The organism is Runella sp. CRIBMP (genome assembly GCF_009905605.1).
Classification (GTDB): domain Bacteria; phylum Bacteroidota; class Bacteroidia; order Cytophagales; family Spirosomataceae; genus Runella.
Genome location: NZ_JAAAKZ010000005.1, coordinates 48,692 through 73,349, shown reverse-complemented (window position 1 = coordinate 73,349; position 24,658 = coordinate 48,692). Strand labels below are relative to the sequence as shown.

Here is a 24,658-nt window from a genome sequence, read left to right as displayed (position 1 = left end):
TAGAACAAGATGTTGACAAGACAATTGAAAAATATAAGTTTAGCGGTGTTGGTGGCGGTTGCTTCTTCGTGCAGTGACCTACTCAATACGGAGCCAAAACAATCGGTGAGTTCCGATGTGGCACTCAAGGATATCACGGGGATTCGGGCGTTGCTGATTTCAGTGTATGACCGTTTGCAGCCCAGTACTTATTATGGTGCCCGCATCATGATTGCTCCTGAAATCATGGCTGATAACGTTCGTTTGACCAATACCAACTCAAACCGTTATTTCAACGAGCGTGTCAATGCCCCAAGCGCACACATGCAGCAGTTTTGGGCCAATTATGCGGCAATCAATGAGGCTAACTTCATCATCAGTGCTATTGACGCTGCCAATACTACCGCCGCCGATAAAGCACAGATCAAAGGAGAAGCGCTTTTCTTGCGTGCTCTTCTGTATTTTGATATGGCTAGGGTGTTTGCCTACGAGCCTACCAAAGTGGTCAATGGGTTTAATGAAGGATTGATTCTGCGCACTGAGCCTACCGACGACGTGTCAAAGGCTGATTTCCGGGCACGTTCTACCATTGAAGAAACGTATCAATTTATCGAGAAGGATTTAAAGGATGCCATTGCGTCTTTTCCAGCCACGGGTAACCGCTTTCGGGCCAACAAAGCCGCAGCTAACGCACTTTTGGCTCGGGTGTATCTCTACTGGGAAAAATACGCAGATGCCATTACTTACGCTACGGCAGCTTTGGATGCTCCCAACGGTGCATCTTTGGTAAGTGGAGCCAATTATGTGGCAGCATTTGCGGCAGCACCCAATCCTGAATCGTTTTTCGAAATCAACTATGTGCAGGCTACCGAGAGTTTGGGCGTGAATGAGTCTATGCACTCACTGACAACAAATTTAACGACTGGTAACTGGGGGGATGTAGTGCCAACCAATGAATTGTTGGGCTTGTACGAAGCGACGGACATCCGTCGTACGCAAGGGTTTTTTGCCGCCACCAAAGGAGGAGAAGCGGTGTTTTTTAGCCGTAAATTCCCTGGTGCACGCGGACCGTTTACTGATAACATTCCCGTTATTCGTTATTCAGAAGTATTGTTGATTCGTGCAGAAGCCTACGCCGCAACCGGCAAGGCTGATTTGGCCCTTGCCGATCTGAACCGTATTCGTACACGAGCAGGTGCAACGCCAGTGGCAGCTACCGTAACAGGTACTGAACTGATGGATGCCATCATGCGCGAACGTCGTTTGGAATTGGTGTTGGAAGGCCACCGTTTCTTTGACTTGAAACGCCGTGGGGAAGTTATTACCAAGGCGTCGCTTTCGGCTCCCGTTCCTTACAGTGATTTTAGAATTTTGGCTCCACTTCCCGTGGGACAAATTCAACTTAACCCTAAGCTAAAACAAAATCCGGGCTATTAATTTTCGGTCGTTTGGCAATGGATAAATCATTGTTTGTCAGAAACATAAAAATGTAAAAACATGAAACATAAAATCATTTATTTTTTCGCGATGGGGCTGCTTACCCTGTCATTGAGCGGGTGTTTTGAGAATCCTACTTGGACTTACGACGCGGCACCTGTTGCCGAATTTAAGAACCCTCGGGCAGGTTTTGCCACGCAACCCGCCAACAACGTATCCAATGGCGTATCTCAACGGACCATCCGTCAACTGTTGACCCGAGATAGTATTTTGGTTCAATTGGTAGGGCCACAGCAAAGCGCACCCATTACGTTAGGTTATACGATTGATGCTTCTAAGAGCACTGCCGTGGAGAATGTTAACTATCGTATTCTCGAAACCAAAGGTTCGGTGACGATTCCAGCCAACAGCAGTTCGGCGTACATCAAATATGAGATTTTACCAGGAATTGCGGCTTCGGTTCCAGCTACGCAAAACTTTGCGTTGGTGATGACCCTTTCTGGCAATGAGCAGGTAAAACCAAGTGAAAATTACAAAACGTTTACGGTGAATATTCGTCGATAAACGGGCATATTTCTTCGTTAAACAAAAGAAGCGACGCCATTTCTGGTGTCGCTTCTTTTGTTTCATTAGACGACACAAAAATCAACTTCGTCGATGCCAAATCAAAAACCGTTCTTTTTTGATTAAATAGCTATGAAATAAACCAAATCGGAGCCCATAAGTCAGCCCTAACGGGTATTTTTGCCTTTTATTTGTTACTGATTTTATTTACTACGAATACCCAATACTAACTGGAATGAGCAAACCTGTAAAATCAATTTTAACCGTACTTGTTATTTTAATCATAACTGGCTTGGCGTTTTATCCCCGGCTTAAAGAATATACCTCCAAAAAGGAAGAAAAAGGGGCAACAGCGCCCACAGGCGGTGGACCAGCAGCAAAGGGTGGTGCCAAAGGCGGCGGACCAGCACCTATCAACATTATGGTCATTGGTAATCAGCGCCTTGAGGAGAAAATACTTTCGACAGGAACCATCATTGCAAACGAAGAAGTGGACATTCGTAGTGAAATTGCGGGACGTATTACTTCCATTAATTTTAAAGAAGGCGACTACGTAAAAAAAGGGACGGTGTTGGTACGTATCAACGATGCAGATTTACAGGCCCAGCTTCAAAAATTACAATATCAGAAAAAATTAGCCGAGGTAAACGAAGAGCGTCAGAAAAAACTGTTGGAAAAAGAAGCTATCAGTCAACGTGATTATGACATTAGCTTGACAAACCTTAACAGCATGAATGCCGACATTCAGAACCTTGCGGCCCAAATTGCTAAAACGGTGATTCGTGCGCCGTTCGACGGTACCATCGGCTTGCGTTATGTGAGTGAAGGAAGCTATTTGTCGCCGGGGACCGTGGCTAAAATTGCTACCCTGACCAACGTAAATCCTGCTAAAATTGATTTTTCGGTTCCGGCCAAATACGCGGCCAATGTTGCCAAAGGCACCGCCATTACGTTTACCACCGAAAGCGGGGATGAAAAATTTTATGGTCGTGTCTATGCCATCGAACCTAAAATTGACCCCAATACGCGTACCCTCACGCTGCGGGCTACCAGTCCCAACAACAACCGTAAGCTGTTTCCGGGGTCGTTTGCCCGGATTGAAATTATCCTTAATACCAAAGCAAACGGCATACTTGTACCCACGGAAGCCGTTATTCCGGGCCTGAAAGGACATAGCGTGTTTGTAGTGCGAAATAACAAAGCCGAGCCTGTGGAAGTGCAAATCGGTACGCGCGGTGATAAAACCATTGAGATATACAAAGGGTTAAACGTAGGAGATACGCTTATCACTTCAGGCATTTTGCAGGTGAAGCCAGGAGGACCAGTTGACATCAAAGAAGTAATGGTTAAACAGTAACTAAGCCTGTTTTTGAAAAAATATAATTAACTATGGCATCTTTATCTACAACCAGCATTCAGCGACCCGTTTTAGCGGTAGTTATGTCGCTGATTATCATCATTTTTGGATTGATTGGGTTTTCGTATTTAGGGGTGCGGGAGTATCCTAGCGTAGACCCACCCGTGATTAATGTCGGGACGAGCTATACGGGAGCCAACGCCGAAATTATAGAATCCCAAATCACCGAGCCGTTGGAAGAATCCATTAACGGTATTTCGGGTATCAAGACCTTGACCTCGTCGAGCCGCGACGGTCGTAGTAATATCACCGTTGAGTTTGATTTGGGGGTTGATTTAGAGACCGCTGCCAACGACGTTCGCGACCGCGTTTCTCGTTCGTTGGGACTTTTGCCGCGCGACATCGACCCGCCGATTGTTTCCAAAGCGGATGCCGATTCCAACCCCATTTTCTTCCTGAACGTTAAGAGCGAGAAGCGCTCGATGCTCGACCTTAACGATGTAGTAGACCGTCAAATCAAAGAGCGTCTGCAAACCATTGCGGGCGTAAGTTCGATTCAGGTGTGGGGCGAAAAACGCTACTCGATGCGTTTGTGGATTGACCCGCTCAAACTGGCGTCGTATCGGCTCACGGCCATTGATGTGTTGAATGCCCTGACCAAACAGAACATAGAATTGCCTTCGGGAACCATTGAAGGCGCTTCGACCGAGCTTACGGTGCGTACGTTGGGCCGTTTGACCACAGTAGAGGAGTTTAACAACTTGATTGTCAAAGAAGAAGCCGACCGTGTGGTTAAATTTGTCGACGTGGGTCGTGCCGAACTAGGCCCCGAAAATGAGCGCACGCTCATGCGCCGCGATGGTGTGCCAATGGTGGGGGTAGCCGTAGTGCCCCAACCGGGAGCTAACCAAATTGCCATCGTCGACGAGGTCTATAAGCGTTTTGAACAAATCAAAAAAGAGCTACCCGCCGACATTGTGCCCGCTATTGGGTTTGATTATACCCGTTCGGTGCGCCGCTCTATTGCCGAAGTGGAAGAAACCATCATCACCGCTTTTGTATTGGTGGCGTTGATTATCTTTATCTTCTTGCGCGACTGGCGCAGTACGCTGATTCCGCTGACGGCCATCCCAGTGTCGTTGATTGGTACGTTCTTTCTGATGTACATCATGGGCTTTTCAATCAATGTGTTGACATTGCTCGGAATCGTGCTTTCTATCGGTCTGGTGGTAGACGATGCCATTGTGGTGTTAGAAAATATTTATACCAAAATCGAAGAAGGGATGTCGCCGTGGGATGCCGCAATTACGGGTTCCAAAGAAATTTATTTTGCCATCATTTCTACCACCGTTACGTTGGCGGCGGTGTTTTTGCCGATTATCTTCTTGCAGGGTGTTACGGGCCGATTATTCCGAGAGTTTGGAATTGTGGTAGCGGGTTCGGTGATTATTTCGGCCTTTGTGTCGTTGACGCTTACGCCGATGCTGAGTTCTAAGCTGCTCAAAACGCGCCACAAGCAACCTTGGTTATACCGCGTTACGGAGCCATTTTTCCAGTGGCTCAACGGCGCTTACGAATCATCGTTGGCGGGTTTTATGCAGGTGCGTTGGTTGGCGTGGGTGTTGATGGTCGGCTTTATCGGTATTATTTATGCGCTGTTCAAATACGATGCCATCCCGTCCGAGTTGGCTCCGATGGAAGATCGTCGAGGATTGAGGGTATCGCTGACTTTACAAGAAGGGGCTACGTTTGACTTTACGGATAAATACCTCATGGAATTTGCCAAAGTGGTGGAAGATGAAGTTCGTCCCAACGAGCGCGATGCTTTGATTACCATTACTGCACCAGGTTTTTCTACCAATGCCACCAATACGGGTTTTGTGCGGGTGGTATTGAGCGAACCTGAGCTGCGGCAGCGGTCACAAATGGAGATTTCTGATGCGATACAGGCAAAAGTGAAGAATATTTCGGGGGCAAAGTCATTCGTTATTCAAGACCCTACGATTCAAACTGGACAACGTGGCAACAACTTTCCGGTATCGTACGTGATTCAGGCAACGAGTTATGAAAAACTCCGGGGGGTGATTCCCGAACTGATGAAGCGGGTGAATGAAAGTTCGATGTTTGTAGGAACCGACGTGAACCTCAAATTTACCAAGCCTGAAATTCGACTGGAAATTGACCGTGACAAAGCCCAAAACTTAGGTGTTTCGATTCAGGATATTGCCCAGACGCTGCAATTGGGGCTTTCAGGGCGTCGTTTTGGATACTTCCTGATGAACGGCAAACAATACCAAATCATTGGGCAAATCGACCGTGTTGACCGCAACGACATCATGGATTTGAAATCGCTGTTTGTAAAAAGCAACCGGGGAGAATTGATTCAGTTGGATAATTTTGTCAAATTGACCGAGCAAAGTTCTCCGCCGCAGTTGTTCCGTTTCAACCGCTCGTCAGCCGCTACCGTAACCGCAGGCCTGGCCAAAGGCGTGACGCTGGGTCAAGCCCTCGACGAAATGGATAAGATTGCGAAATCGGTGTTGGACGATACTTACACCACGGCCTTGGACGGACAGTCGCGGGAATTTAAAGACAGTTCTTCGTCGCTTTTGTTTGCGTTTGGTTTAGCGCTGGTGCTAATTTATTTGATTTTAGCGGCCCAGTTTGAAAGCTTCATCGACCCCATCATTATTTTGTTGACGGTACCCTTGGCGGTTTGCGGGGCCTTATTGTCGCTCTGGGATTTTAGCCAAACCCTAAATGTTTTCAGCCAAATCGGCATCATTACGTTGGTGGGGCTGGTCACCAAAAACGGTATCTTGATTGTGGAGTTTGCCAACCAGCAGAAAGAAGCAGGGCTTAACAAACTGGAAGCGGTTAAAGCGGCCTCAGCGGCGCGTTTTCGCCCAATTATCATGACGAGTTTGTGCGCTATTCTAGGGATTTTGCCCATTGCTTTGGCATTGGGTGCAGGTTCCGAAAGCCGTGTTTCGATGGGGATTTCGGTAGTAGGAGGGTTGTTGTTTTCTACTATTCTGACCTTGTACATTATCCCAGCCATTTATTCCTATTTGTCATTGGGTAATAAAAAACATTCTGATAAAGCCGCCCCTGAAAAACTGATGGCGGAAGAAGCGTAATAGTGCTGTTATTCCATACCCTTTCTTTAGAGCCTCTGCAGAAACGCAGAGGCTTTTTTTGTGGGAAAACCCATTAAAAATGTTTTTTCTTCGTGGGAAGATAGTAATATTGTGCTTTCAGTAAAATGCCAATTCTGTGAAAAAAATTCTCATTATCAACGGGCCCAATCTTAATCTGTTGGGCAAACGCGAGCCAACCATTTATGGTAGCCAAACATTTGAAGAGTACTTCCAAACCCTCCAATCCCTGTTCTCGGACGTAGACCTGCACTATTTTCAGTCTAACCACGAAGGATCACTGATTGATAAAATTCACGAGGTCGGTTTTACGTTTGATGGAATCGTGCTGAATGCTGGGGCTTATACACATACTTCGGTGGCCATTGCCGATGCCCTATCGGCCGTCACGACGCCAGCCGTGGAGGTACATATTTCCAACGTCCACGCCCGCGAAGCGTTTCGGCACCATAGCTACCTGAGCAGTCGTGTCAAAGGAGTTATTGTGGGTTTGGGGCTGAAAGGTTACGAATTGGCGGTTAGGTACTTTTTATCATGATCACCTTTTATCCCGGTCCTTCAAAGGTATATCCACAGGTGGAAGGGTATCTACAAGATGCCTTTCGTTCGGGGATATTGAGTATGAACCACCGCAGTCAGGGGTTTATGGAAGTATTGCGGGAAACCATCCGCCTAATGCACCTCAAACTCAATATTCCCGAAGATTATTCTATTTATTTGGTTTCATCGGCAACAGAAGCGTGGGAAATCATTGCCCAATCGCTGACATTGCACCATAGCGCCCATCATTATAATGGTGCTTTCGGCAAAAAATGGTTCAGCTATGCCTCGCACATTGTGCCGCAATCGTCAGGGTCGCTGTTTTCCATTGAGCAAACGCTCACGCATCATTTGTTTGACCATGAAAACGATGTGGTCCGCGCAGAATTCAATCGCCAGCGTTTGCGCGACTATGAAGTGCTGTGCCTGACCCACAGCGAAACCTCAAACGGGACCCATATTCGGATGGAAGAATTAGCAAAAATTCGTACCATGAGCGATGCCCTTATTGCGATTGATGCCACTTCCTCATTGGGGGGCGTGGCTTTTGATTGGGCCTTGGGCGATGTTTGGTTTGCTTCGGTTCAAAAGTGTTTGGGGCTTCCTGCGGGTTTGGGTATCATGGTGTGTTCTCCTAAAACCCTCGAAAAGGCACGGCAAGCCAACGACATTCTGCGCTACAATAGCCTACTTTTCATACACGATAATTTCGAAAAATACCAAACCCACTATACCCCTAATACCCTTGGGATTTACCTGCTGATGCGCGTCATGGAGCAAGTGGATATTATACAAGAGGTAGGCGCAAGGAGCGAAGCGCGGGCGAAGGCCTGGTATAGTTTTCTGGAAAATGAGACCGATTGGCGACCCTTGGTTCAAAATCCTTCTACGCGCTCCGACACGGTCATTGCCGTAAAAGGAGAACCAGAAGCGGTTTCTGTCGTTAAAAAAGCAGCGCTTTCGGCGGGAATTACGCTCGGAAACGGTTATGGCGAATGGAAAAATAACACTTTCCGTATTGCTAATTTTCCCGCCTTTGAGGACGAGGAAGTGGCGATACTAAAAACGTTTTTGAAAAAAAGAGCTAGAACATAATGCGCTAGTGTAAGTAACTGTAAAATGTAGAATGAAAAATATCAACACAAATCACTTCTACCCAAAGAATTTTAATTCCCTCTAAAAAACAAAGACCTTCTAATAACGTTATGTATGTGCAGCACTCTTCGCAGCAAAGACGTAGAGGCGTTTGAAGTTTCGTTAAATGTTATTTTTATAAAACTGGAGGTTTTTAAATGGTCAATTGGTTGATTGCTAGTTTATTGCAAATTGAGGACGCAAGAATTTAGCATTTGATTCATTTAAGTTGGCGATTCGTTAGTTAATTCATTAATAACCAAGTAACTTTAAGCAAATCATTGAAAGATAGCCCGCTTTTTTTGCTCTTAAAGAAAGGTAACACTCAAGGTGAGCTCACTCATTCAATATTTTTTCTCATGCTTTTTTAACAGTAAACCAAATAAGATGATACTCACACTAGAAAATTCAGCCGTGCTTGCTATCGGGTTACTCATAATGATTTTTGACATTTGCAATCCGTACGCACGGCTCAGCAAATCGCTTGCGCTCATTCCAATACGTCGGTAATCAACCACGGCTTCGGCACCTGAGCATTATGGCCTGAAAACACACCCTACTGCGGCTTTTGACACCAAAGCCAGCAACACTAAAAACCCGCAAAAGCATCGTTTTTGCGGGTTTTTAGTGTATAAATAATGCCAGATCAGGAAAATTGGGTGGTTATCGAATCACCGTAATATGGAATTTTGTATTAGCTAGGTCGATGGGGGCAGCGGATACATTGTTAAATTTTACCAAAACCGTATTGGATGCCGAAACGCGGGCGTAGGCGATGATGATGCCATTGGTCAGGTCAGTATCTGGTGAAATATACACTGTGGAGCCCGCCTGGGCATTGGTCACGGTAAATGTTTGAGAAAAACTACCGTTGGCAGGAATGCTTGGCAAATCGGCCGCCTCGCTGATTTTGATGATTTCGTCAAGGGCGCTTCCGTTGATTCCTACTTTTACGGTACCGCTTACGTCTAGCTTGGCGGTAGCGGCGGTGGTATTAATCCCCACGTTGCCATTTGAAAGGATGGCCATGCGGGTGGCATTGCCGCCCGTGCGGAATTGCATGCTTTTGGTTCCTGCAGGGTTATAAATGACTCCTCCGCTCACGCCGCTGGAGGGTAGACCAAAGGTGATGCCATTTTCGCTGGCTTCGGGGGTTAGGAGAGAAATATATCCGTTTCCATTTTTTTCGAAAGTTGCGATGGTGTTTGGGCTCGGAGCAGCGCTCGATTCACTTTCAAAAACGTGCAGAAAAGATTCTGGGGTGATATTCCCAATGGCCGTTTTTCCATTTTTAAGCATCAGCAACCCGTTCCTGCGGTTTAGATCATTTTGGCCCGATCCAATCGTAAATAGGGGGTCGGTACCTACCCAAGTGTTGGCTTCTGCAAAGGGAAGAAGGTTAAAAGAACCCACCACCGTTGAGTAAAACGAATTGGCGTTGACGCCGTTGCCGATGGCACAGGCGTTGGTGCCAGACGCCCGCGTATTTTCACCAAAAGCAATGGTATTAGACGTGCCGTCAGAGATGGCATTGAACCCCATCGCAATGTTGCCGCGCCCCGTAGCCATTGAATTATAGCCTGATGCAAACGAATGAAGTCCGATGAAGGCTGGGTCCCAGTTGGTGTTATCGACGGAGCCGCACCGGAAAGCGCTTCTGGAGGGAATCCACATCATGCGTGTACCGCCGCCCAACACGGGAGCCGTGGGGGGATTGGTGATGTCGGTGGCCAACCAACCTACGGTGGCGGGGTTGTTTGACCAAAATCCGCCCGGGTTTGTATTTCTTATTTCGTTTCCTTCAATGCCTGCCAGTAGCCACAGAGAATTGATGGGCGCCCAAGAGGCATTGCCCGTCGCGTCTGTTCTTAAAAAACGACCTTCGGCCTCCCCGATATTGGTTAATTTTATTCCGTTGGTAACAAGAGCATTGCCGCCCACCTGCAACGTAAATGGCGTAGCGTCGATGTCGCTGATTGGGCGGTTTATACCCACGCGGTCGGTCGAAAAATTCCCACCAATCAATGGATTACCACCGCTGGTATTTTCGATGTAAAGTTTATCATCGCCCGTTTCTAGTCGGCCCGCATTGGCACCAATCATGATGTTGCCACTGCCAATTTTGGAAGAAGTACTGGTGCCGCCGCCCGCTCCACTCCCGATGACTGTATTGTTGCCACCGCCACCAAAATTCATGGCCGAATGACCGACTGCCACGGTTCCCGTACCGCTTGGAGCAAAAGAGCCAGCGCCGTTGCCGATAAAAACGCCTTGGTCGGTATCCGTGCTTCCCGCGCTCAACGTCCGGTGGCCGATGGCGACGGTTCCGCCGCCCCGGTTGTTTTCCATCGAAAAATGCCCGATGGCTAAGCTGCCGCCGTCCTGTGTGATTCCGCCCATGGCCCGGGTGCCGATGGCGATATTGAGCGCCGCGCTGGTGGTGTTGTAGTTGCGGAGGGCTTCAAAACCAATGGCCAATTGCGAAGCATTTAGCAAGTCGGTGGAATTGAAGGCTTTGGAGTAAGTCATCAGGGCGTCTTTGCCGATGGCAATGTTTCTTTTGGAATTAATATTGTTTTTCAGCGCATTTTCACCCATCGAGATATTAGTGGTATCTTCGGCCGTACTGAGGGGTAGGCTACCCCTGATTCCGTTGGGGCTAATGGTGATTCCTGCATTGGTTTTTTGAATGATGTTGATTTGGGAATAAACCGTTGAACTCATCAACATATAAGTGCAGACGCAGAATACGAGCTTTTTCATCGAAGTGATTGGTTTGGTTCAAAAGTATGAACTACACCAATCCGCTTCAACTACTGAAATAAGTAGGTAGGCTGCTCGGTAAGAGCGCGGTTCTGGGCATTTTAAAAGGTGAATAAAACGTTCAAAAGTTTTTTTATTCTTTACCGAAAACCCGCTCAAAAAACTCCACTTCGGGGATTTCCCGTACTTCACCGGGCTGAAGGGTGTCAAGGGTCAGGTTTTCGATTGAAATCCGAATCAGGCGCAAACAGCGGTGCTTTACGGCGGTCATCATTTTGCGGATTTGACGAAATTTGCCTTCTGTAAGGGTCATCAAGAGCCACGTGTGCGGAATGTTGTCGGGGTATTCCCAGCCGCTTTGAAACAGATTGGTGGGTTTTTTAATGATTTCCGCCTCACATGGAGCTGTTTTGTAGATTCCGTTGTCTTTGACCCGAATCACTATCCCGTTTTTGAGTTCTTCCAGCGTTTCGGGTTTTACTTCTCGATACACCTGCAATAAATAAGTTCGTCGATGCGGTTTTTTGCCTTTAAAGAGCAGGTGGGTAATTTTTTTGTTGGTCGTTAAAATCAATAAACCCTCAGAGTTGTGGTCGAGCCGACCGATGCAATGCGTGCCTTCAGGAAAGGGATACCCTAAATCGCCTAACATAGGCCGACCCTCCACGCCCGTAAACTGGGAGTGCATATCGTAGGGTTTGTTGACAATAAAATAGCGGTGCAATTCAGGAATCATGGAGCGTGTTTTTTTGCTATCTTTTTTCAAAAATTGATAGCTTTGCACAAAACAAATAATAATTAACGAATCCTCTTTAATTCCTAACGCAAGTCCCCCAATATGGCTTCATTCAAAATAGCAGGCGGTCGTCAGATGAAAGGTGAAATCACCCCGCAAGGTGCCAAAAACGAAGCACTGCAGATACTTTGTGCAGTGTTGTTGACGAAAGAACCTGTTACGATTCATAATATTCCCAATATCCGCGATGTCAACCAACTTATTGATTTATTGGGTGATTTGGGCGTAAAACGTACCCGTTTGAGCAACAGCTCCATTCGATTCGAAGCCTCTGATGTGCATCTCGAATTCATGGAAACCGAAATGTACCGCCAAAAAGCGGCAGCCCTGCGGGGTTCGGTGATGCTGCTGGGACCGATGTTGGCCCGTTTCAAAAAAGGCCGTATTCCGCGTCCGGGTGGTGATAAAATCGGGCGTCGGCGATTGGATACGCACTTTTTAGGCTTTGAACGCTTGGGCGCAAAGTTTGACTATGACCCCAACGACGGCGGTTTTTATCAGGTAGATGCCAGCGGATTGCACGGCACTTATATGCTCCTCGACGAAGCCTCCGTAACGGGTACGGCTAATATCCTGATGGCGGCGGTCATGGCCGAAGGTATCACCACGATTTATAATGCAGCTTGTGAGCCGTACCTTCAGCAGTTGTGCAAGATGCTCAACCGCATGGGCGCAAAAATCAGCGGCGTTGGGTCAAATTTACTGACCATAGAGGGGGTATCATCATTGAATGGCACCGAGCACACCATGCTCCCCGACATGATTGAAATTGGTTCGTTTATCGGGATGGCGGCCATGACGAAGAGCGAAGTGACCATCAAAAATTGCTCCATCCCTGATTTGGGGGTTATTCCTGGCGTTTTTCAAAAGCTCGGAATCCAGATGGAATTTCGCGGCGATGATATTTTTATCCCAGCGCAGGAGCATTATGAAGTTGAATCATTTATCGACGGGTCGATGTTGGTGGTGGCAGATGCGCCTTGGCCTGGGTTTACGCCAGATTTGTTAAGTATCGTGCTGGTAACGGCTATTCAGGCTAAAGGAACGGTTTTGATTCACCAAAAGATGTTTGAAAGCCGCCTGTTTTTCGTCGATAAACTCATCGAAATGGGCGCGCAGATTATTCTTTGCGACCCGCACCGCGCTACGGTCGTGGGTCTGAATAGAGCCACGCGACTTCGGGGTATTCGCATGACTTCTCCTGATATTCGGGCGGGGGTATCGTTGTTGATTGCCGCCATGTCGGCGCAGGGAGTGAGCATTATTGATAATATTGAGCAAATAGACCGTGGGTACCAAAACATTGATACGCGCTTGAATGCCATTGGGGCAGAAATTGTGCGTTTGTAAGGAGCCTACAAAATCTGAAATACATCATGAGGCAGGGAATAAATCAGAAACTGTGGTTGTTATCATCGTTGGTGTTGATGGTTTGTATCGTGGCCTGTAAAAAGGAAGACGCGGTTTTGCCGCTACAAGCGTTGGGGTTTGACGGCAAAACGGCCCTCGTTTTGCCGTCTGGGAGCCTCCGCATTAAATTTAATCAGCGTGTAACGTGGAAAGTAACGGCAGGAACAGCCACGCAAACAGCCCAAGATTCTTTGGTTTATACCGCGCCGAGTGTGGTAGGAGCGCAGCGAATTACGGTCAAAAGTGAAGACAATGTCAACGACAGCTTGGTGATAAAAGTAGTCGTTACGCCACGTGCTGATGTGCTACGGCCCTTGCAAAAAGGAGGGTATGTGTTGGTATTTAGGCACGCAGCGGCGGATGTTGGCTCGGACCAAACCAACTCGACCGTGGCCAACTGGTGGAAATCCTGTGATTCAAAACTGGCTCGCCAACTCAATGATTTGGGTAAAAAAGAGGCCGAAGCCACGGGTAAAGTATTGAAAAATCTGGAAATACCCGTTAGCAGGGTGTTTTCTAGTGAGTTTTGCCGATGCTTTACCACAGCCGACTTGATGGCCCTTGGAGTGCCGACGCAGCAAACCAAAGAGTTGACCTATTACGTATATGAAGAAGCGAAGCGATATGAAAATATGATGAAGCTGGTTGATAGTCAGGTTATAGATGCCAACAATACGGTGTTGGTAGGGCATACAGGATTTATGGGGACATTGCCATCGCCCGCGCCGCTGGCAGATCTTAACTGGGGCGATGCGGCCGTGTTTCAATCGGTTGCTGGTCAGCCAGCACGTTTTATTGCCAAGATAAAAGTATCGGAGTGGACCGAATTAGCACCGTAACAATCTCATTGTTGCTCGGCTTATTGACCGCTAACCTCTGTAATCTCACCCCACCTAACGAATGAAATATCGCTATCGTGCCTTAGCTTTTTTGTTTGCACTTTCGATTATTACCTTTCTTGACCGCGTTTGTATGAACGTGGTCAGTAAGTACGTAAAAGCTGATTTAGGCTTAAACAATGAAGAATTTGGCTGGATTTTGGGCGCATTTTCATTGGCGTATGCTTTGTTTGAAATCCCGACGGGGGCCATGGGTGATTCCATCGGCCCCCGTCGCGTGTTGACCCGGGTGGTGTTGTGGTGGTCGGGTTTCACGGCCCTGACTGGCACCGCTTTCAGTTTTATTTACCTTCTTGTGGTGCGTTTTTTGTTTGGCGTGGGCGAAGCGGGGGCCTACCCCAACGCCACGATTGCCATTTCGCGTTGGTTTCCCGCCGTTGAAATCGGCCGCGCACAATCGGTGATTTGGGCGGCTGGTCGCATCGGGGGAGCGCTGACGCCCTTGTTGGTGATTCCGCTCGTTCATGCAGTGGGCTGGCGCTGGTCGTTTGTGGTGTTGGGAGTAGTAGGTGGGGTTTGGGCGTTGGCTTGGTACGCTTGGTTTCGCGACGAGCCTGCCGAGAAAGAAGGCATTTCGGTAGAAGAAGTAGAAGAAATTGAGACAGGTCGTAACATCAAACGCGCCGACCACGCCATTCCTTGGAAAACCATCATTCTCAATCCAGATATTTGGGCGCTGATGCTTATGTGTCATTTGTTTTTTTACGGCGCGTATTTCTTTACCAACTGGTCATCTACCTATTTTCAGGAAGGGCGTGGCATGACCGAAGACCAATCCAAGAATTTTATCTCTCTGTCGTACTTTTTGGGGGCCATCGGCTGCGTAGTGGGAGGATTGCTGAGTGATTTTTTAACCAAAAAATACGGACTAAAAATCGGACGTCGTGCCGTAGCCATCACGGGTTTGGGCTTATCAAGTATCTTCTTTCTGGCAGCTGGGCTTACGCCTGATAATCAATTGGCAGGTTATTTATTGGCCATTTGTGTATTGACCAAAGATTTGGCGTTGCCTGTATCTTTTGCGGTCTGTGTCGATATTGGCAAACGCAATGCAGGGACGGTAGCTGGTTCGATGAACTTTGCGGGGCAGATGGGCGGTTTTTTCATCACTATCATTTTCGGCTCGGTGGTAGAAAGCACCAAAAACTTCAATATTCCATTGTACCTGATTTCGGGATGTCTGTTTGTCGCTGCTTTGCTGTGGTTCAAAATTGACCCCACCAAGACGGTGGATTTAAAAAAAGCTTGATAGTCATCTCATTATGAAAAAAATACTGCTGTTAACGCACATTTTAGCAAGCTGCGTTCTGTTATCCTCTGCTCAAAAAAGACCCGTTGATGTACTGATAAAATCGGGTAACTTGATTGAAATTCAGACGGGAAAACTCCTTACCAAGAAAATCATTGTTGTGAAAGGCAAAGAAATTGTAGGCGTTTTTGATGAATCACAGGCCAAGAATTTTGAGGCGAAAAAGGTAATTGATGCCACGGGCAAGTTCATCATTCCGGGGCTTTGGGACATGCACGTACATTTTGGGGGAGGGGATACACTCATTCAGGAAAATAAAAACTTGTTGCCTCTGTACGTAGCACACGGCATTACGGCCGTGCGCGATGCCGCGGCCGATTTGAGCCCGAGCGTTTTGCAATGGCGCAAAGAAATTGCTGATGGTGCGCTTTTCGGCCCAACGTTGTTTACTTCTGGGCCGAAGTTGGAAGGCTATAAGTCGACGTGGATTGGGGACATTGAAGTCAGTACCAAAGAGGAAGTGAATAAAAGTCTGGATTCACTCCAAAAGATGAAAGTGAATTTTATCAAAATCACCGACAACGCCATCAAGCCCGAGATTTATCTTTACATTTTGGCCGAAGCCAAAAAACGAGGCATTAAAACCTCTGGGCACGTACCATTTGCCTTGACGATGGACGAAGTGTCGGCGGCAGGGTTAGGCTCGGTAGAACACATGAGTTACGTGTTGAAAGCAGGCTCCACGCGCGACAAAGAAATCTCAGAAAAAGTAATGGCGGGGAAATTGGCGTACCGCGTGGCGCTTCCCATGGCTTTACAGAGTTTTGATGAAAATACCGCAATGGCGGTGTATCGACGCATGGCCAAAAACGGCACGGCTGTGGTTCCTACCCTGAGTATTAGCCAAAGCACTGCATTTTTGGACCAAGACAATCACCAAAACGATGCGTATTTGCAATACCTTGGCAAAGGACTCAAGAAAACCTACGAATGGCGCGTCACACGTGCGGCGCAGGACAGCCCTGACGCCATTACCGAGCGCCATGAGATATATTTTAAAACGACTTCTTTGTTGCCTTTACTCCTGAAAGCAGGCGTGACCATTATTGCAGGTACAGATGCGGGATTTCTGAATTCGTACGTATATCCAGGGTTGGGTTTGCACAAAGAACTGGAACATTATGTCAAAGCGGGCTTGACACCGTTGCAGGCTTTGCAATCGGCGATTATCCCAGGACCTACATTTTTGAATCAACCTCAATACGGGAACATTGCGGCGGGAAAAAGCGCCGATATTGTTTTGTTGAATCAGAATCCTTTGGAGAATATTGAAGCAACGCAGGCGATTAATACGGTGATTCTGCGGGGTGAAGTATATGACCGCAACGCGCTAGATGCTATTTTGGAAGAGGTAAAAAAGAAAGCAAAATAAACTCCCCCGAAAATCGGTACGTATAATAAATCAAGCGTGTTTATGACCCACAAAAAGCCGTTGGTTGGTTCAGCCTACGGCTTTTTGTTGTACTTTTAAGCCTTACTCACAGCACGCTTATGAACACAGAAATTCTCTCTCGCATACAGTTTGCTTTCACCATTGCTTTCCATTATATCTACCCTCCGTTGAGCATTGGTTTAGGTGTTGTTCTGGTCATTATGGAAGGAATGTATCTCCGCACTGGCAAACAAATCTACGAACAAATGACCCGCTTCTGGATTAAGATTTTTGCCTTAATTTTCGGAATCGGTGTCGCCACGGGTATCGTCATGGAATTTGAATTCGGTACCAACTGGGCGGTATATTCGCGCTACGTTGGGGATATATTTGGCAGTGCGTTGGCGGCCGAAGGGATTTTTGCCTTTGCGCTCGAATCGGGTTTTTTAGGAATTCTGCTTTTCGGTTGGAATCGTGTAAGCCCAAGGGTGCATTTTTTTTCAACAATTATGGTCGCTTTAGGGTCGATGTTTTCGGCTATTTGGATTGTGGTGGCCAACTCTTGGCAACAAACGCCAGCGGGGTATCGTATCGAAGGTGAGGGCATGAAAGCACGGGCCGTTATCACGGATTTTTGGGAAATGGTCTTCAATCCTTCCAGCGTAGACCGCCTTTCACACGTTATTATCGGCTCTTTTTTGGCGGGTTCTTTTTTGGTTTTGAGCGTCAACGCGTATTATATTTTACGACAACGCCATCTCGAAATCGCCAAAGCAAGTTTTAAAATAGCCCTGACGGTGGCCACCGTTGCTTCGTTGATGCAATTGTTTACGGGCCACCGCTCGGCCGACGGTGTGGCCAAGCACCAGCCTGCAAAACTAGCCGCTTTTGAAGGTCATTATGATTCGTCGGCCGTGGCGGATATGTACTTGATAGGCTGGACCAATGCCGACAAACGAGAAATAACGGGTTTAAAAATCCCTGGAGGTTTGTCCTTTTTGCTTCATCAAGATTTTACAACGCCCGTAAAAGGATTAAATGCTTTTCCGAAAGAAGACCGTCCTTCCTCCCGCGCCGTTAATGTAGTTTTTCAGACCTATCACCTGATGGTTGCCATCGGAATGGCATTGATTGGTCTTTCATTATTGGCGGTTTTCTTATGGTGGAAGGGGAAATTATTCGAACAAAAATGGCTGCTTCAGTTGTTTGCGTGGTCGGTGCTGTTGCCACAAATTGCTAATCAGGTCGGCTGGTATTCGGCCGAAATTGGGCGACAACCGTGGGTGGTGTACGGTTTGTTGCGTACGTCAGATGCACTGTCGCAATCGCTCAAAACGGAGCAGGTATTGTTTTCTTTGATTATGTTTACCTTGGTTTACGCGCTTTTATTTGCCTTGTTTTTGTATTTACTGAACAAAAAAATCAAGCACGGTCCCGTAGATACCCACTCCGAAACAATTCCAGATTCTTCAAAACGTGATAACCCGATTTTAAACTGATGGAAACAATACACGGTCTTGATTTGCCCACGTGGTGGTTTTTGGTCATTGGTGCGGTGTTTAGCGGTTATGCTATTCTGGATGGTTTTGACCTTGGGGCGGGGGCTTTGCATCTGTTTTTTAAGAAAGAAGAAAGCCGACGCATTGCGCTCAACGCCATCGGGCCCGTGTGGGATGGCAACGAAGTGTGGTTGGTGATTGGTGGTGGGGCGCTTTTTGCGGGCTTTCCCGTAGTTTATGCCACCATCTTGTCGGCGCTGTATGAACTGTTTATGGTGTTTTTGGTAATGCTTATTTTCAGGGCTATTTCCATCGAATTTCGTTCCAAAGAGCCCATGTTCTGGTGGCGTAGGCTTTGGGATATCTCTTATAGTGTATCTAGTATTCTGCTGGCGTTGGCGTTGGGATTAGTCTTAGGAAATGTGATTCAGGGGATTGCGATTGACAAAAACTACGCTTACCAAGGCACCTTGCTCGATTTGTTTAATCCGTATGCGTTGTTGGTGGCGGTCACGACGCTGTCGTTGTTTATGATGCACGGGGCCATTTATTTGGTGATGAAAACCGAGAATCGCCTGTATGCCAAACTCACGATTTTGGTCAAAAATACCACGATTTTCTTCGTGCTGATGTTTGCCATTACGTCGTTGGCAACGTTGCTGTATATTCCACACATGATTACACGCTACAAAGAAGTGCCTTATATGTTTGCCTTTCCAGTATTGGCTATTTTGGCAGTGGCCAACATTACCCGTCAGATTGCTTATCGGAAGTACTTTTTTGCCTTTCTTTCGTCGGCGTTTGTGACGGCTATGTTGATAATTTTGGTAGCGGTTGGACTTTTTCCAAACATCATTTTGTCGACGATTGACCCCGACCTGCACATTACGGTCTACAATGGTTCGTCAACCGAAAAATCGCTCAAAATCATGCTCACCTTCGCGGCCATTGGGGTACCGTTGGTGGGTGTTTATACTTCCTTTGTGTTTTGGACTTTTCGAGGTAAAGTGAAATTGGATGAGACAAGTTATTAAAAAATTGGGCTTCAAAACAACGGCTAACCTATTATTTGCTACGTTTTAATTCACAATTCTTCCTCTTTGATTTGAAGTTTTTGTGGTGGATTTTAAGTGGTTTTATGTTTGAAGAAACATTTCTTTAAACTCAACATAAAGGCATGAAAGCTACTACTATTCTTACAGTTTGTTTGCTGCTGTTTATCGGCTCAGTTTCTGCTCAATCAGTTACCATCAATCCAGCTGCGCTGGATTTGCCCCGAGTAGCCTCACTTCCAAGTTGTTCGGCGTCGACCAAAGGAAGAATGGTTTACAACACCTCCGACAATAAAATGTATTATTGCAACGGAACCGCTTGGATAAACACCGAGGTGGCAGGCCCGCAAAATGCACCAGCGTTTGGAGTTGCCAATATTGGTGGGCTAAACATTGAAACCAGTGGAACTACGATTGTCCCTTTTACAACAGAATCTTACGACATTGGGAATAATTTCAATTTAGCCGCAGCTGGAGTAGACCCCAACACATTTATAGCTCCTTTTGATGGTATTTATCATTTTGACGCGTACGTTTCGTTGAATATTTCAGGGGCAACAATCATCAGTAGTAATTTTGCGAATATTCAATTGTTAGTTAATAATGCCGTGGCCACCCAAGCGAGCTATATTCCTGTGGCAAATTCTAATTTCATTCTTCAGATAAGTCGCGATTTAAAACTGGTGGCTGGTGACAAAGTAAAAGTGGCTGTGTTTGAAGATATTGCGGGGACCCAGTACCTCAAAATGGGGGCTTTAATGTGTACATTTAGCGGACATTTAGTGACTAAATATTAGGGGTCGGGTGAATTTTTTACCCAAGTCTTTTTAGCTTTGTAGCATGAGCAAATCGTTTTATCAATTACTTTATCAAAACGAAACCCTATACCGGGTACAGGGGGAGACTCCCGTCAGTGAATCCGTGGAAGCAAGGTCTCCTTCCTCCATGATTGCCGTGGAGGAGCCTGCTGTTCCACTTGCTCCAGTCTCTACTCCTAAGGTGAGCGCTCTGCCTGCTTCAACTTCAGTTCCTTTGCCGAGGCTCAATCATCAGATTCTTATATTGGTAGATGAAGCCCCAGCGATGTCGGCTAGTAATACGATTTTTCTGGAAAAGGTACTGAAAGCGGTCAATTTGAACCTCGAAGGCGTGGATATTCTCAATCTGGCAGGGGCAAAACAAATGGATTTTAGGCCGTTGCTGCAAAATAAAACAGTGCATCATTTTATTTCTTTTGGGGTGCCGTTTATCAACATCAACCTCGAAATAATGATGAACCGCTACGACCCCAAACGCATTTCAGGCGTCAACTTTTTGTTGTCCGAGTCGTTGGATATTGTCCAGACCGACGATAAAAACAAACGTGCTTTGTGGGGCGCCCTCAAGAAAATATTTATGGCATAACGCCTTTTCTTCTTTTCACTTACTTCGCCTTGGTTTTATCAAAATGCGCTGTATTTTTGTTGTATAATAGTATGCAGGCAGAGTATTGTTTACTATCCTCTTTCTACTTTTAAACGTCTAAAACCCCATGGCCGAAGCATTTATTTATGACGCCGTCAGAACCCCGCGCGGACGCGGCAAGTCGGACGGGTCGCTGCACGAAGTGCAACCGATTCAATTACTCACTTCCGTTTTGAAAGAAATACAGCAGCGCAATCAATTGGATACCAGCTATGTAGATGATGTGATTATGGGCTGCGTAACGCCCGTGGGCGAACAAGGGGCGGACATAGCCCGTACGGCTGTCATTGAAGCTGGCTACGCCGAAAGCGTGGCTGGAGTGCAGCTGAATCGTTTTTGCTCGTCGGGGCTAGAGGCAATCAACCAAGCCGCTGCCTACGTGATGTCGGGTCAGGTAGATATGATTGTGGCGGGCGGTGTGGAGTCTATGAGCCGCGTGCCGATGGGCACCGACGGTGGTGCTTTATTTATGAATCCGCAGATTGTGGCGCGTCATAATATTGTTCCGCAAGGCATTTCGGCCGATTTAATCGCTACAAAATACGGTTATTCACGCACGGATGTAGATACGTTTGCGGCCGAATCGTACCGCAGAGCGACGGTTGCTCAAAAAGAAAATCGCTTTGCGAAATCACTGGTTCCTTACAAAGACGAACTAGGCATTACCCTGCTCGACCGTGACGAAGGCGTGCGTCCAGGAACGACCGTAGAATCGCTAGGAAACCTAAAGCCCGCTTTTGAAATGATGGGCAGCATGGGTTTAGATGCTTTGGCACTGATGAAATATGCCGAAGTCGACAAGATAAACCACGTTCACCACGCGGGTAATTCTTCCCAAATCGTCGACGGAGCGGCGGGTTTGTTGATAGGCTCTAAAGAAATCGGTGAAAAATTAGGTCTAAAACCCCGCGCCAAAATCAAGGCATTCGCCATCATCGGCTCGGAGCCGACTATCATGCTCACTGGCCCCGTACCTGCCACCCAAAAAGTGCTTAAAAAAGCAGGAATGAGCATTTCTGACATTGATTTGTTTGAAGTAAATGAAGCTTTTGCCGCCATTCCGCTCTTTTTTATGGAACAATTGGGCGTTGACCATGCTAAAGTCAACGTTAATGGGGGCGCTATTGCTTTGGGGCACCCGCTGGGGGCGACAGGCGCGATTATTTCGGCTACGCTCATTGACGAACTGGAACGTTCGGGCAAGCAATTTGGCCTTTCTACATTGTGCATTGGCGGAGGTATGGGAATTGCAACGATTTTTGAAATGGTATAACCTCATCCCCCGACCCCTTCTCCTCAAAACGAGGAGAAGGGGAGAAATTGAAACCATGGCTATTATCTATAACATTAAGCAGATGGAAGTTACTCGTCGTTTATTACGAAAGGAGCAAACAGAATCAGAAGATGCTTTATGGGAAGTTTTGCGAAATCGTCGATTTGAAAACCTGAAATTTAGACGGCAATACAGTGCCGGGTACTTTGTATTGGATTTTTACTGTCCACAGGAAAAATTAGCTATTGAAGTAGACGGTAGTGTACATGATTCTATTGAAGCTCAACGCTATGATGCTTATCGCACAGAAACGCTTAATGGAATTGGAATTCAGGTAGTAAGATTTCGAAATGAGGAAATACTAAAAAATTTACCTCAAGTTTTGACTCGAATTAAAAGTTTTTTAAAAAGTACATCGCCTGCATCACTAGAACCCCTCTCCTAATTTTTAGGAGAGGGGCAGGGGAGAGGTTAAATTTTATCATTATGACAATCAACTACACAATCAGTAACAACATAGCAATCCTGAGCTGGAACATGACTAGCTCGCCCATGAATGTCCTGAACGACGAATCGGTGCCTGCCTTTGGGGCGGCGCTTGAAAAAGCGTACAGTGATGCAGACGTCCGGGGCATTATTATTACTTCCGACAAGCCCGAATTTGTGGCGGGAGCGGATTTGAAAATGATTTTACGGAATCAGAACGAAAACCCTGCCGAAATCCTGAAAATCTCGGTAGAGCTTAACCAACTTTTTCGCAAAATAGAGACCAATGGCAAACCCGTCGTGGCGGCCATCAATGGTACCGCTTTGGGCGGAGGGCTGGAAATCTGTCTGGCGTGCCATTATCGGGTGGCGTTGGATAACCCTAAGACTAAACTAGGGTTGCCAGAAGTGAAAGTAGGGTTATTGCCTGGCGGTGGCGGTACGCAGCGGTTGCCCCGCATGATCGGGATGCAGGCGGCGCTGCCGTTGATGTTGGAAGGCAAAGAACTGACGCCCAAAGAAGCGCTGGGTTTGGGAATCGTTGATGCCGTTGTGGGTACACGTGAAGAAATGCTCGAAAAAGCCGAGACTTGGATTGTCTCGAATCCTAAACCCGTAAAACCATGGGATGAAGTCAATAAGAAAACGGGTAAAATTCAGGCCAAAGACAATTATAAAGTGCCCAATGGCGCGGTTTTAAGCCCCGTAGGAATGCAAACCTTCACGGTGGGTACGGCCATGATGATGGATAAATCCAAGGGGAATTACCCGTCTACGCAACACATCATGTCGTGCGTGTACGAAGGATTATTGGTTAATATCGACCGTGGCATTGTGATTGAATCGCGGCATTTTGTGCAGGTAGCCACCTCCAAAGTAGCAGGGAGTTTGATTCGGACTATGTTTTTGGGCCTGAACGAAGCCAATAAAGGTGCCAGTCGTCCAAAAGATATCCCGAAGACGGATGTGAAGAAACTCGGTATTTTGGGGGCGGGAATGATGGGCGCGGGCATCGCCTACGTGAGTGCGGTGGCGGGCATTGAAGTAGTGCTGAAAGATGTAAGCCTCGAAGCGGCCGAAAAAGGCAAAGACTATTCGCGGGCGTTGCTCAAAAAAGCCATCGAACGCGGGAAAATGGACAGCCTCAAGGCCGAAGGAATCCTGAACCTCATCAAACCTACGGACAATGTGGTTGATTTACAGGGTAGTGAGTTGATTATTGAAGCCGTTTTTGAAAACCGAGACTTAAAAGCCAGCGTTACCAAAGAAGCGGAACCCATGTTGGCTGAAGGTGGTGTTTTTGGTTCTAATACCTCTACTTTGCCCATTTCAGGTTTGGCTAAAGCCTCGGCAAACCCTAAAAATTTTGTAGGAATTCATTTTTTCTCACCCGTTGATAAAATGATGTTAGTGGAGTTGATTGTTGGGAAAGAAACCTCCGATTATGCCTTGGCCGTGGCGGTGGATTTTACCCGCAAAATCAGAAAAACGCCCATTGTGGTCAACGACTCACGCGGGTTTTATACTTCGCGGTGTTTCGGAACTTACACGTCGGAAGGTATGGAACTGCTCAAAGAGGGAGTGAACCCTGTATTGATTGAAAATGCAGGTAAGCTTGCAGGAATGCCCGTAGGACCCTTGGCCGTGACTGATGAAGTGGCGTTGGATTTAGTGTATAAAATCTCGGGACAAGCGGTGAAAGACGGTGTATTGGCTGACACTGATACGAGCTACCAAATCGGTAAGCAATTTACGGAGATGGGACGCTTGGGTAAAAAAGCCAAGGCGGGCTTTTATGAATATCCAGAAGGCGCTCAAAAACAGCTTTGGTCGGGACTCGCTGACTTATTTCCCGTGGCGTCGCAGCAACCTTCGCTGGAGGAAGTTAAAACGCGTTTGTTGTATCGTCAGGCGCTCGAAACCGTTCGTTGCTACGAAGAAGGAGTCATTCGTACCAAATTAGATGCTGATTTAGGCTCTATTTTGGCGTGGGGTTTTCCACCTTATACGGGTGGTACGCTCTCTTTTGTGGATTTTGTAGGCATTAAAACCTTCGTAAGTACCCTCGACCGCTTGGCCGATACGTATGGCGAACGTTTCCGACCCACTCAAAAACTACGGGAAATGGCGGCAATTTCCTAAAACCTACTGCCATAGGGTTGTCAT

The 24,658-nt window shown here is 46.9% G+C and carries 19 protein-coding genes; 17 read left to right on the top strand and 2 right to left on the bottom strand.

Annotation, left to right across the window (positions count from 1 at the left end):
* Positions 1 to 9 precede the first annotated feature (9 nt).
* The 6 genes from GVN20_RS15305 (at position 10) to GVN20_RS15280 (ending at position 8,130) form a co-directional block, all read left to right on the top strand.
* On the top strand, positions 10 to 1,416 hold the full coding sequence (locus GVN20_RS15305; protein WP_166559182.1) for a RagB/SusD family nutrient uptake outer membrane protein: 1,407 nt from the start codon (positions 10 to 12) through the stop codon (positions 1,414 to 1,416).
* A gap of 60 nt (positions 1,417 to 1,476) precedes the next feature.
* On the top strand, positions 1,477 to 1,980 hold the full coding sequence (locus tag GVN20_RS15300; protein ID WP_166559181.1) for a hypothetical protein: 504 nt from the start codon (positions 1,477 to 1,479) through the stop codon (positions 1,978 to 1,980).
* Positions 1,981 to 2,215: 235 nt separating this feature from the next.
* Positions 2,216 to 3,337, top strand: a complete 1,122-nt coding sequence (locus GVN20_RS15295) for an efflux RND transporter periplasmic adaptor subunit (protein ID WP_166559180.1) — start codon at positions 2,216 to 2,218, stop codon at positions 3,335 to 3,337.
* A gap of 32 nt (positions 3,338 to 3,369) precedes the next feature.
* Positions 3,370 to 6,477: an efflux RND transporter permease subunit gene (locus tag GVN20_RS15290; protein ID WP_166559179.1), complete on the top strand. Its 3,108-nt coding sequence runs from the start codon at positions 3,370 to 3,372 to the stop codon at positions 6,475 to 6,477.
* A gap of 136 nt (positions 6,478 to 6,613) precedes the next feature.
* Positions 6,614 to 7,033 carry a type II 3-dehydroquinate dehydratase gene (gene aroQ, locus GVN20_RS15285; protein WP_166559178.1) on the top strand — a complete coding sequence of 140 codons (420 nt, stop codon included), beginning with the start codon at positions 6,614 to 6,616 and terminating at the stop codon, positions 7,031 to 7,033.
* Entirely contained in the window at positions 7,030 to 8,130 is a 1,101-nt protein-coding gene (locus tag GVN20_RS15280; protein ID WP_166559177.1) for an aminotransferase class V-fold PLP-dependent enzyme, read from the top strand. Before aroQ ends, GVN20_RS15280 begins: the two co-directional genes overlap by 4 nt.
* A gap of 702 nt (positions 8,131 to 8,832) precedes the next feature.
* Here the strand turns inward: GVN20_RS15280 and GVN20_RS15275 are convergent.
* Together GVN20_RS15275 and GVN20_RS15270 are read right to left on the bottom strand one after the other, a co-directional pair.
* Positions 8,833 to 10,932, bottom strand: coding sequence for a hypothetical protein (locus GVN20_RS15275; protein WP_166559176.1), 2,100 nt, complete (start codon positions 10,930 to 10,932; stop codon positions 8,833 to 8,835).
* Positions 10,933 to 11,065: 133 nt separating this feature from the next.
* The gene (locus GVN20_RS15270) at positions 11,066 to 11,668 is read right to left on the bottom strand and encodes a pseudouridine synthase (RefSeq protein ID WP_166559175.1); all 603 of its coding nucleotides are present in this window, start codon (positions 11,666 to 11,668) and stop codon (positions 11,066 to 11,068) included.
* A gap of 102 nt (positions 11,669 to 11,770) precedes the next feature.
* On the opposite strand from GVN20_RS15270, the gene murA reads away from it, so the two are divergent.
* The 11 genes from murA to GVN20_RS15215 all read left to right on the top strand — a co-directional run bounded on the left by murA (position 11,771) and on the right by GVN20_RS15215 (position 24,634).
* Positions 11,771 to 13,078, top strand: a complete 1,308-nt coding sequence (gene murA / locus GVN20_RS15265; protein ID WP_166559174.1) for a UDP-N-acetylglucosamine 1-carboxyvinyltransferase — start codon at positions 11,771 to 11,773, stop codon at positions 13,076 to 13,078.
* A gap of 26 nt (positions 13,079 to 13,104) precedes the next feature.
* Positions 13,105 to 13,977: a histidine phosphatase family protein gene (locus GVN20_RS15260; protein WP_166559173.1), complete on the top strand. Its 873-nt coding sequence runs from the start codon at positions 13,105 to 13,107 to the stop codon at positions 13,975 to 13,977.
* Positions 13,978 to 14,038: 61 nt separating this feature from the next.
* Positions 14,039 to 15,286, top strand: coding sequence for an MFS transporter (locus GVN20_RS15255; protein ID WP_166559172.1), 1,248 nt, complete (start codon positions 14,039 to 14,041; stop codon positions 15,284 to 15,286).
* A gap of 13 nt (positions 15,287 to 15,299) precedes the next feature.
* On the top strand, positions 15,300 to 16,718 hold the full coding sequence (locus tag GVN20_RS15250) for an amidohydrolase family protein (protein ID WP_166559171.1): 1,419 nt from the start codon (positions 15,300 to 15,302) through the stop codon (positions 16,716 to 16,718).
* 119 nt (positions 16,719 to 16,837) lie between these two features.
* A complete protein-coding gene (locus tag GVN20_RS15245) occupies positions 16,838 to 18,217 on the top strand; it encodes a cytochrome ubiquinol oxidase subunit I (protein WP_166559170.1) in 1,380 nt (459 codons plus the stop codon).
* Complete coding sequence (gene cydB / locus GVN20_RS15240) at positions 18,217 to 19,251, top strand: cytochrome d ubiquinol oxidase subunit II (RefSeq protein ID WP_166559169.1); 1,035 nt, start codon at positions 18,217 to 18,219, stop codon at positions 19,249 to 19,251. Before GVN20_RS15245 ends, cydB begins: the two co-directional genes overlap by 1 nt.
* 143 nt (positions 19,252 to 19,394) lie before the next feature.
* Positions 19,395 to 20,066: a C1q-like domain-containing protein gene (locus GVN20_RS15235; protein WP_166559168.1), complete on the top strand. Its 672-nt coding sequence runs from the start codon at positions 19,395 to 19,397 to the stop codon at positions 20,064 to 20,066.
* A gap of 43 nt (positions 20,067 to 20,109) precedes the next feature.
* On the top strand, positions 20,110 to 20,673 hold the full coding sequence (locus GVN20_RS15230; protein ID WP_166559167.1) for a hypothetical protein: 564 nt from the start codon (positions 20,110 to 20,112) through the stop codon (positions 20,671 to 20,673).
* 127 nt (positions 20,674 to 20,800) lie between these two features.
* A complete protein-coding gene (locus tag GVN20_RS15225) occupies positions 20,801 to 22,006 on the top strand; it encodes an acetyl-CoA C-acetyltransferase (protein WP_166559166.1) in 1,206 nt (401 codons plus the stop codon).
* 55 nt (positions 22,007 to 22,061) lie between these two features.
* Positions 22,062 to 22,451: an endonuclease domain-containing protein gene (locus GVN20_RS15220; RefSeq protein WP_166559165.1), complete on the top strand. Its 390-nt coding sequence runs from the start codon at positions 22,062 to 22,064 to the stop codon at positions 22,449 to 22,451.
* Between the two features lie 41 nt (positions 22,452 to 22,492).
* Positions 22,493 to 24,634, top strand: a complete 2,142-nt coding sequence (locus tag GVN20_RS15215; RefSeq protein WP_166559164.1) for a 3-hydroxyacyl-CoA dehydrogenase NAD-binding domain-containing protein — start codon at positions 22,493 to 22,495, stop codon at positions 24,632 to 24,634.
* The last annotated feature ends 24 nt before the right edge of the window (positions 24,635 to 24,658 follow it).

Coding starts and splice junctions, on each gene's coding strand:
- GVN20_RS15305 (WP_166559182.1), top strand. CDS start 10: ATGTTGACAAGACAATTGAAAAATATAAGTTTAGCGGTGTTGGTGGCG.
- GVN20_RS15300 (WP_166559181.1), top strand. CDS start 1,477: ATGAAACATAAAATCATTTATTTTTTCGCGATGGGGCTGCTTACCCTG.
- GVN20_RS15295 (WP_166559180.1), top strand. CDS start 2,216: ATGAGCAAACCTGTAAAATCAATTTTAACCGTACTTGTTATTTTAATC.
- GVN20_RS15290 (WP_166559179.1), top strand. CDS start 3,370: ATGGCATCTTTATCTACAACCAGCATTCAGCGACCCGTTTTAGCGGTA.
- GVN20_RS15280 (WP_166559177.1), top strand. CDS start 7,030: ATGATCACCTTTTATCCCGGTCCTTCAAAGGTATATCCACAGGTGGAA.
- GVN20_RS15275 (WP_166559176.1), bottom strand. CDS start 10,932: ATGAAAAAGCTCGTATTCTGCGTCTGCACTTATATGTTGATGAGTTCA.
- GVN20_RS15270 (WP_166559175.1), bottom strand. CDS start 11,668: ATGATTCCTGAATTGCACCGCTATTTTATTGTCAACAAACCCTACGAT.
- murA (WP_166559174.1), top strand. CDS start 11,771: ATGGCTTCATTCAAAATAGCAGGCGGTCGTCAGATGAAAGGTGAAATC.
- GVN20_RS15260 (WP_166559173.1), top strand. CDS start 13,105: ATGAGGCAGGGAATAAATCAGAAACTGTGGTTGTTATCATCGTTGGTG.
- GVN20_RS15255 (WP_166559172.1), top strand. CDS start 14,039: ATGAAATATCGCTATCGTGCCTTAGCTTTTTTGTTTGCACTTTCGATT.
- GVN20_RS15250 (WP_166559171.1), top strand. CDS start 15,300: ATGAAAAAAATACTGCTGTTAACGCACATTTTAGCAAGCTGCGTTCTG.
- GVN20_RS15245 (WP_166559170.1), top strand. CDS start 16,838: ATGAACACAGAAATTCTCTCTCGCATACAGTTTGCTTTCACCATTGCT.
- cydB (WP_166559169.1), top strand. CDS start 18,217: ATGGAAACAATACACGGTCTTGATTTGCCCACGTGGTGGTTTTTGGTC.
- GVN20_RS15235 (WP_166559168.1), top strand. CDS start 19,395: ATGAAAGCTACTACTATTCTTACAGTTTGTTTGCTGCTGTTTATCGGC.
- GVN20_RS15230 (WP_166559167.1), top strand. CDS start 20,110: ATGAGCAAATCGTTTTATCAATTACTTTATCAAAACGAAACCCTATAC.
- GVN20_RS15225 (WP_166559166.1), top strand. CDS start 20,801: ATGGCCGAAGCATTTATTTATGACGCCGTCAGAACCCCGCGCGGACGC.
- GVN20_RS15220 (WP_166559165.1), top strand. CDS start 22,062: ATGGCTATTATCTATAACATTAAGCAGATGGAAGTTACTCGTCGTTTA.
- GVN20_RS15215 (WP_166559164.1), top strand. CDS start 22,493: ATGACAATCAACTACACAATCAGTAACAACATAGCAATCCTGAGCTGG.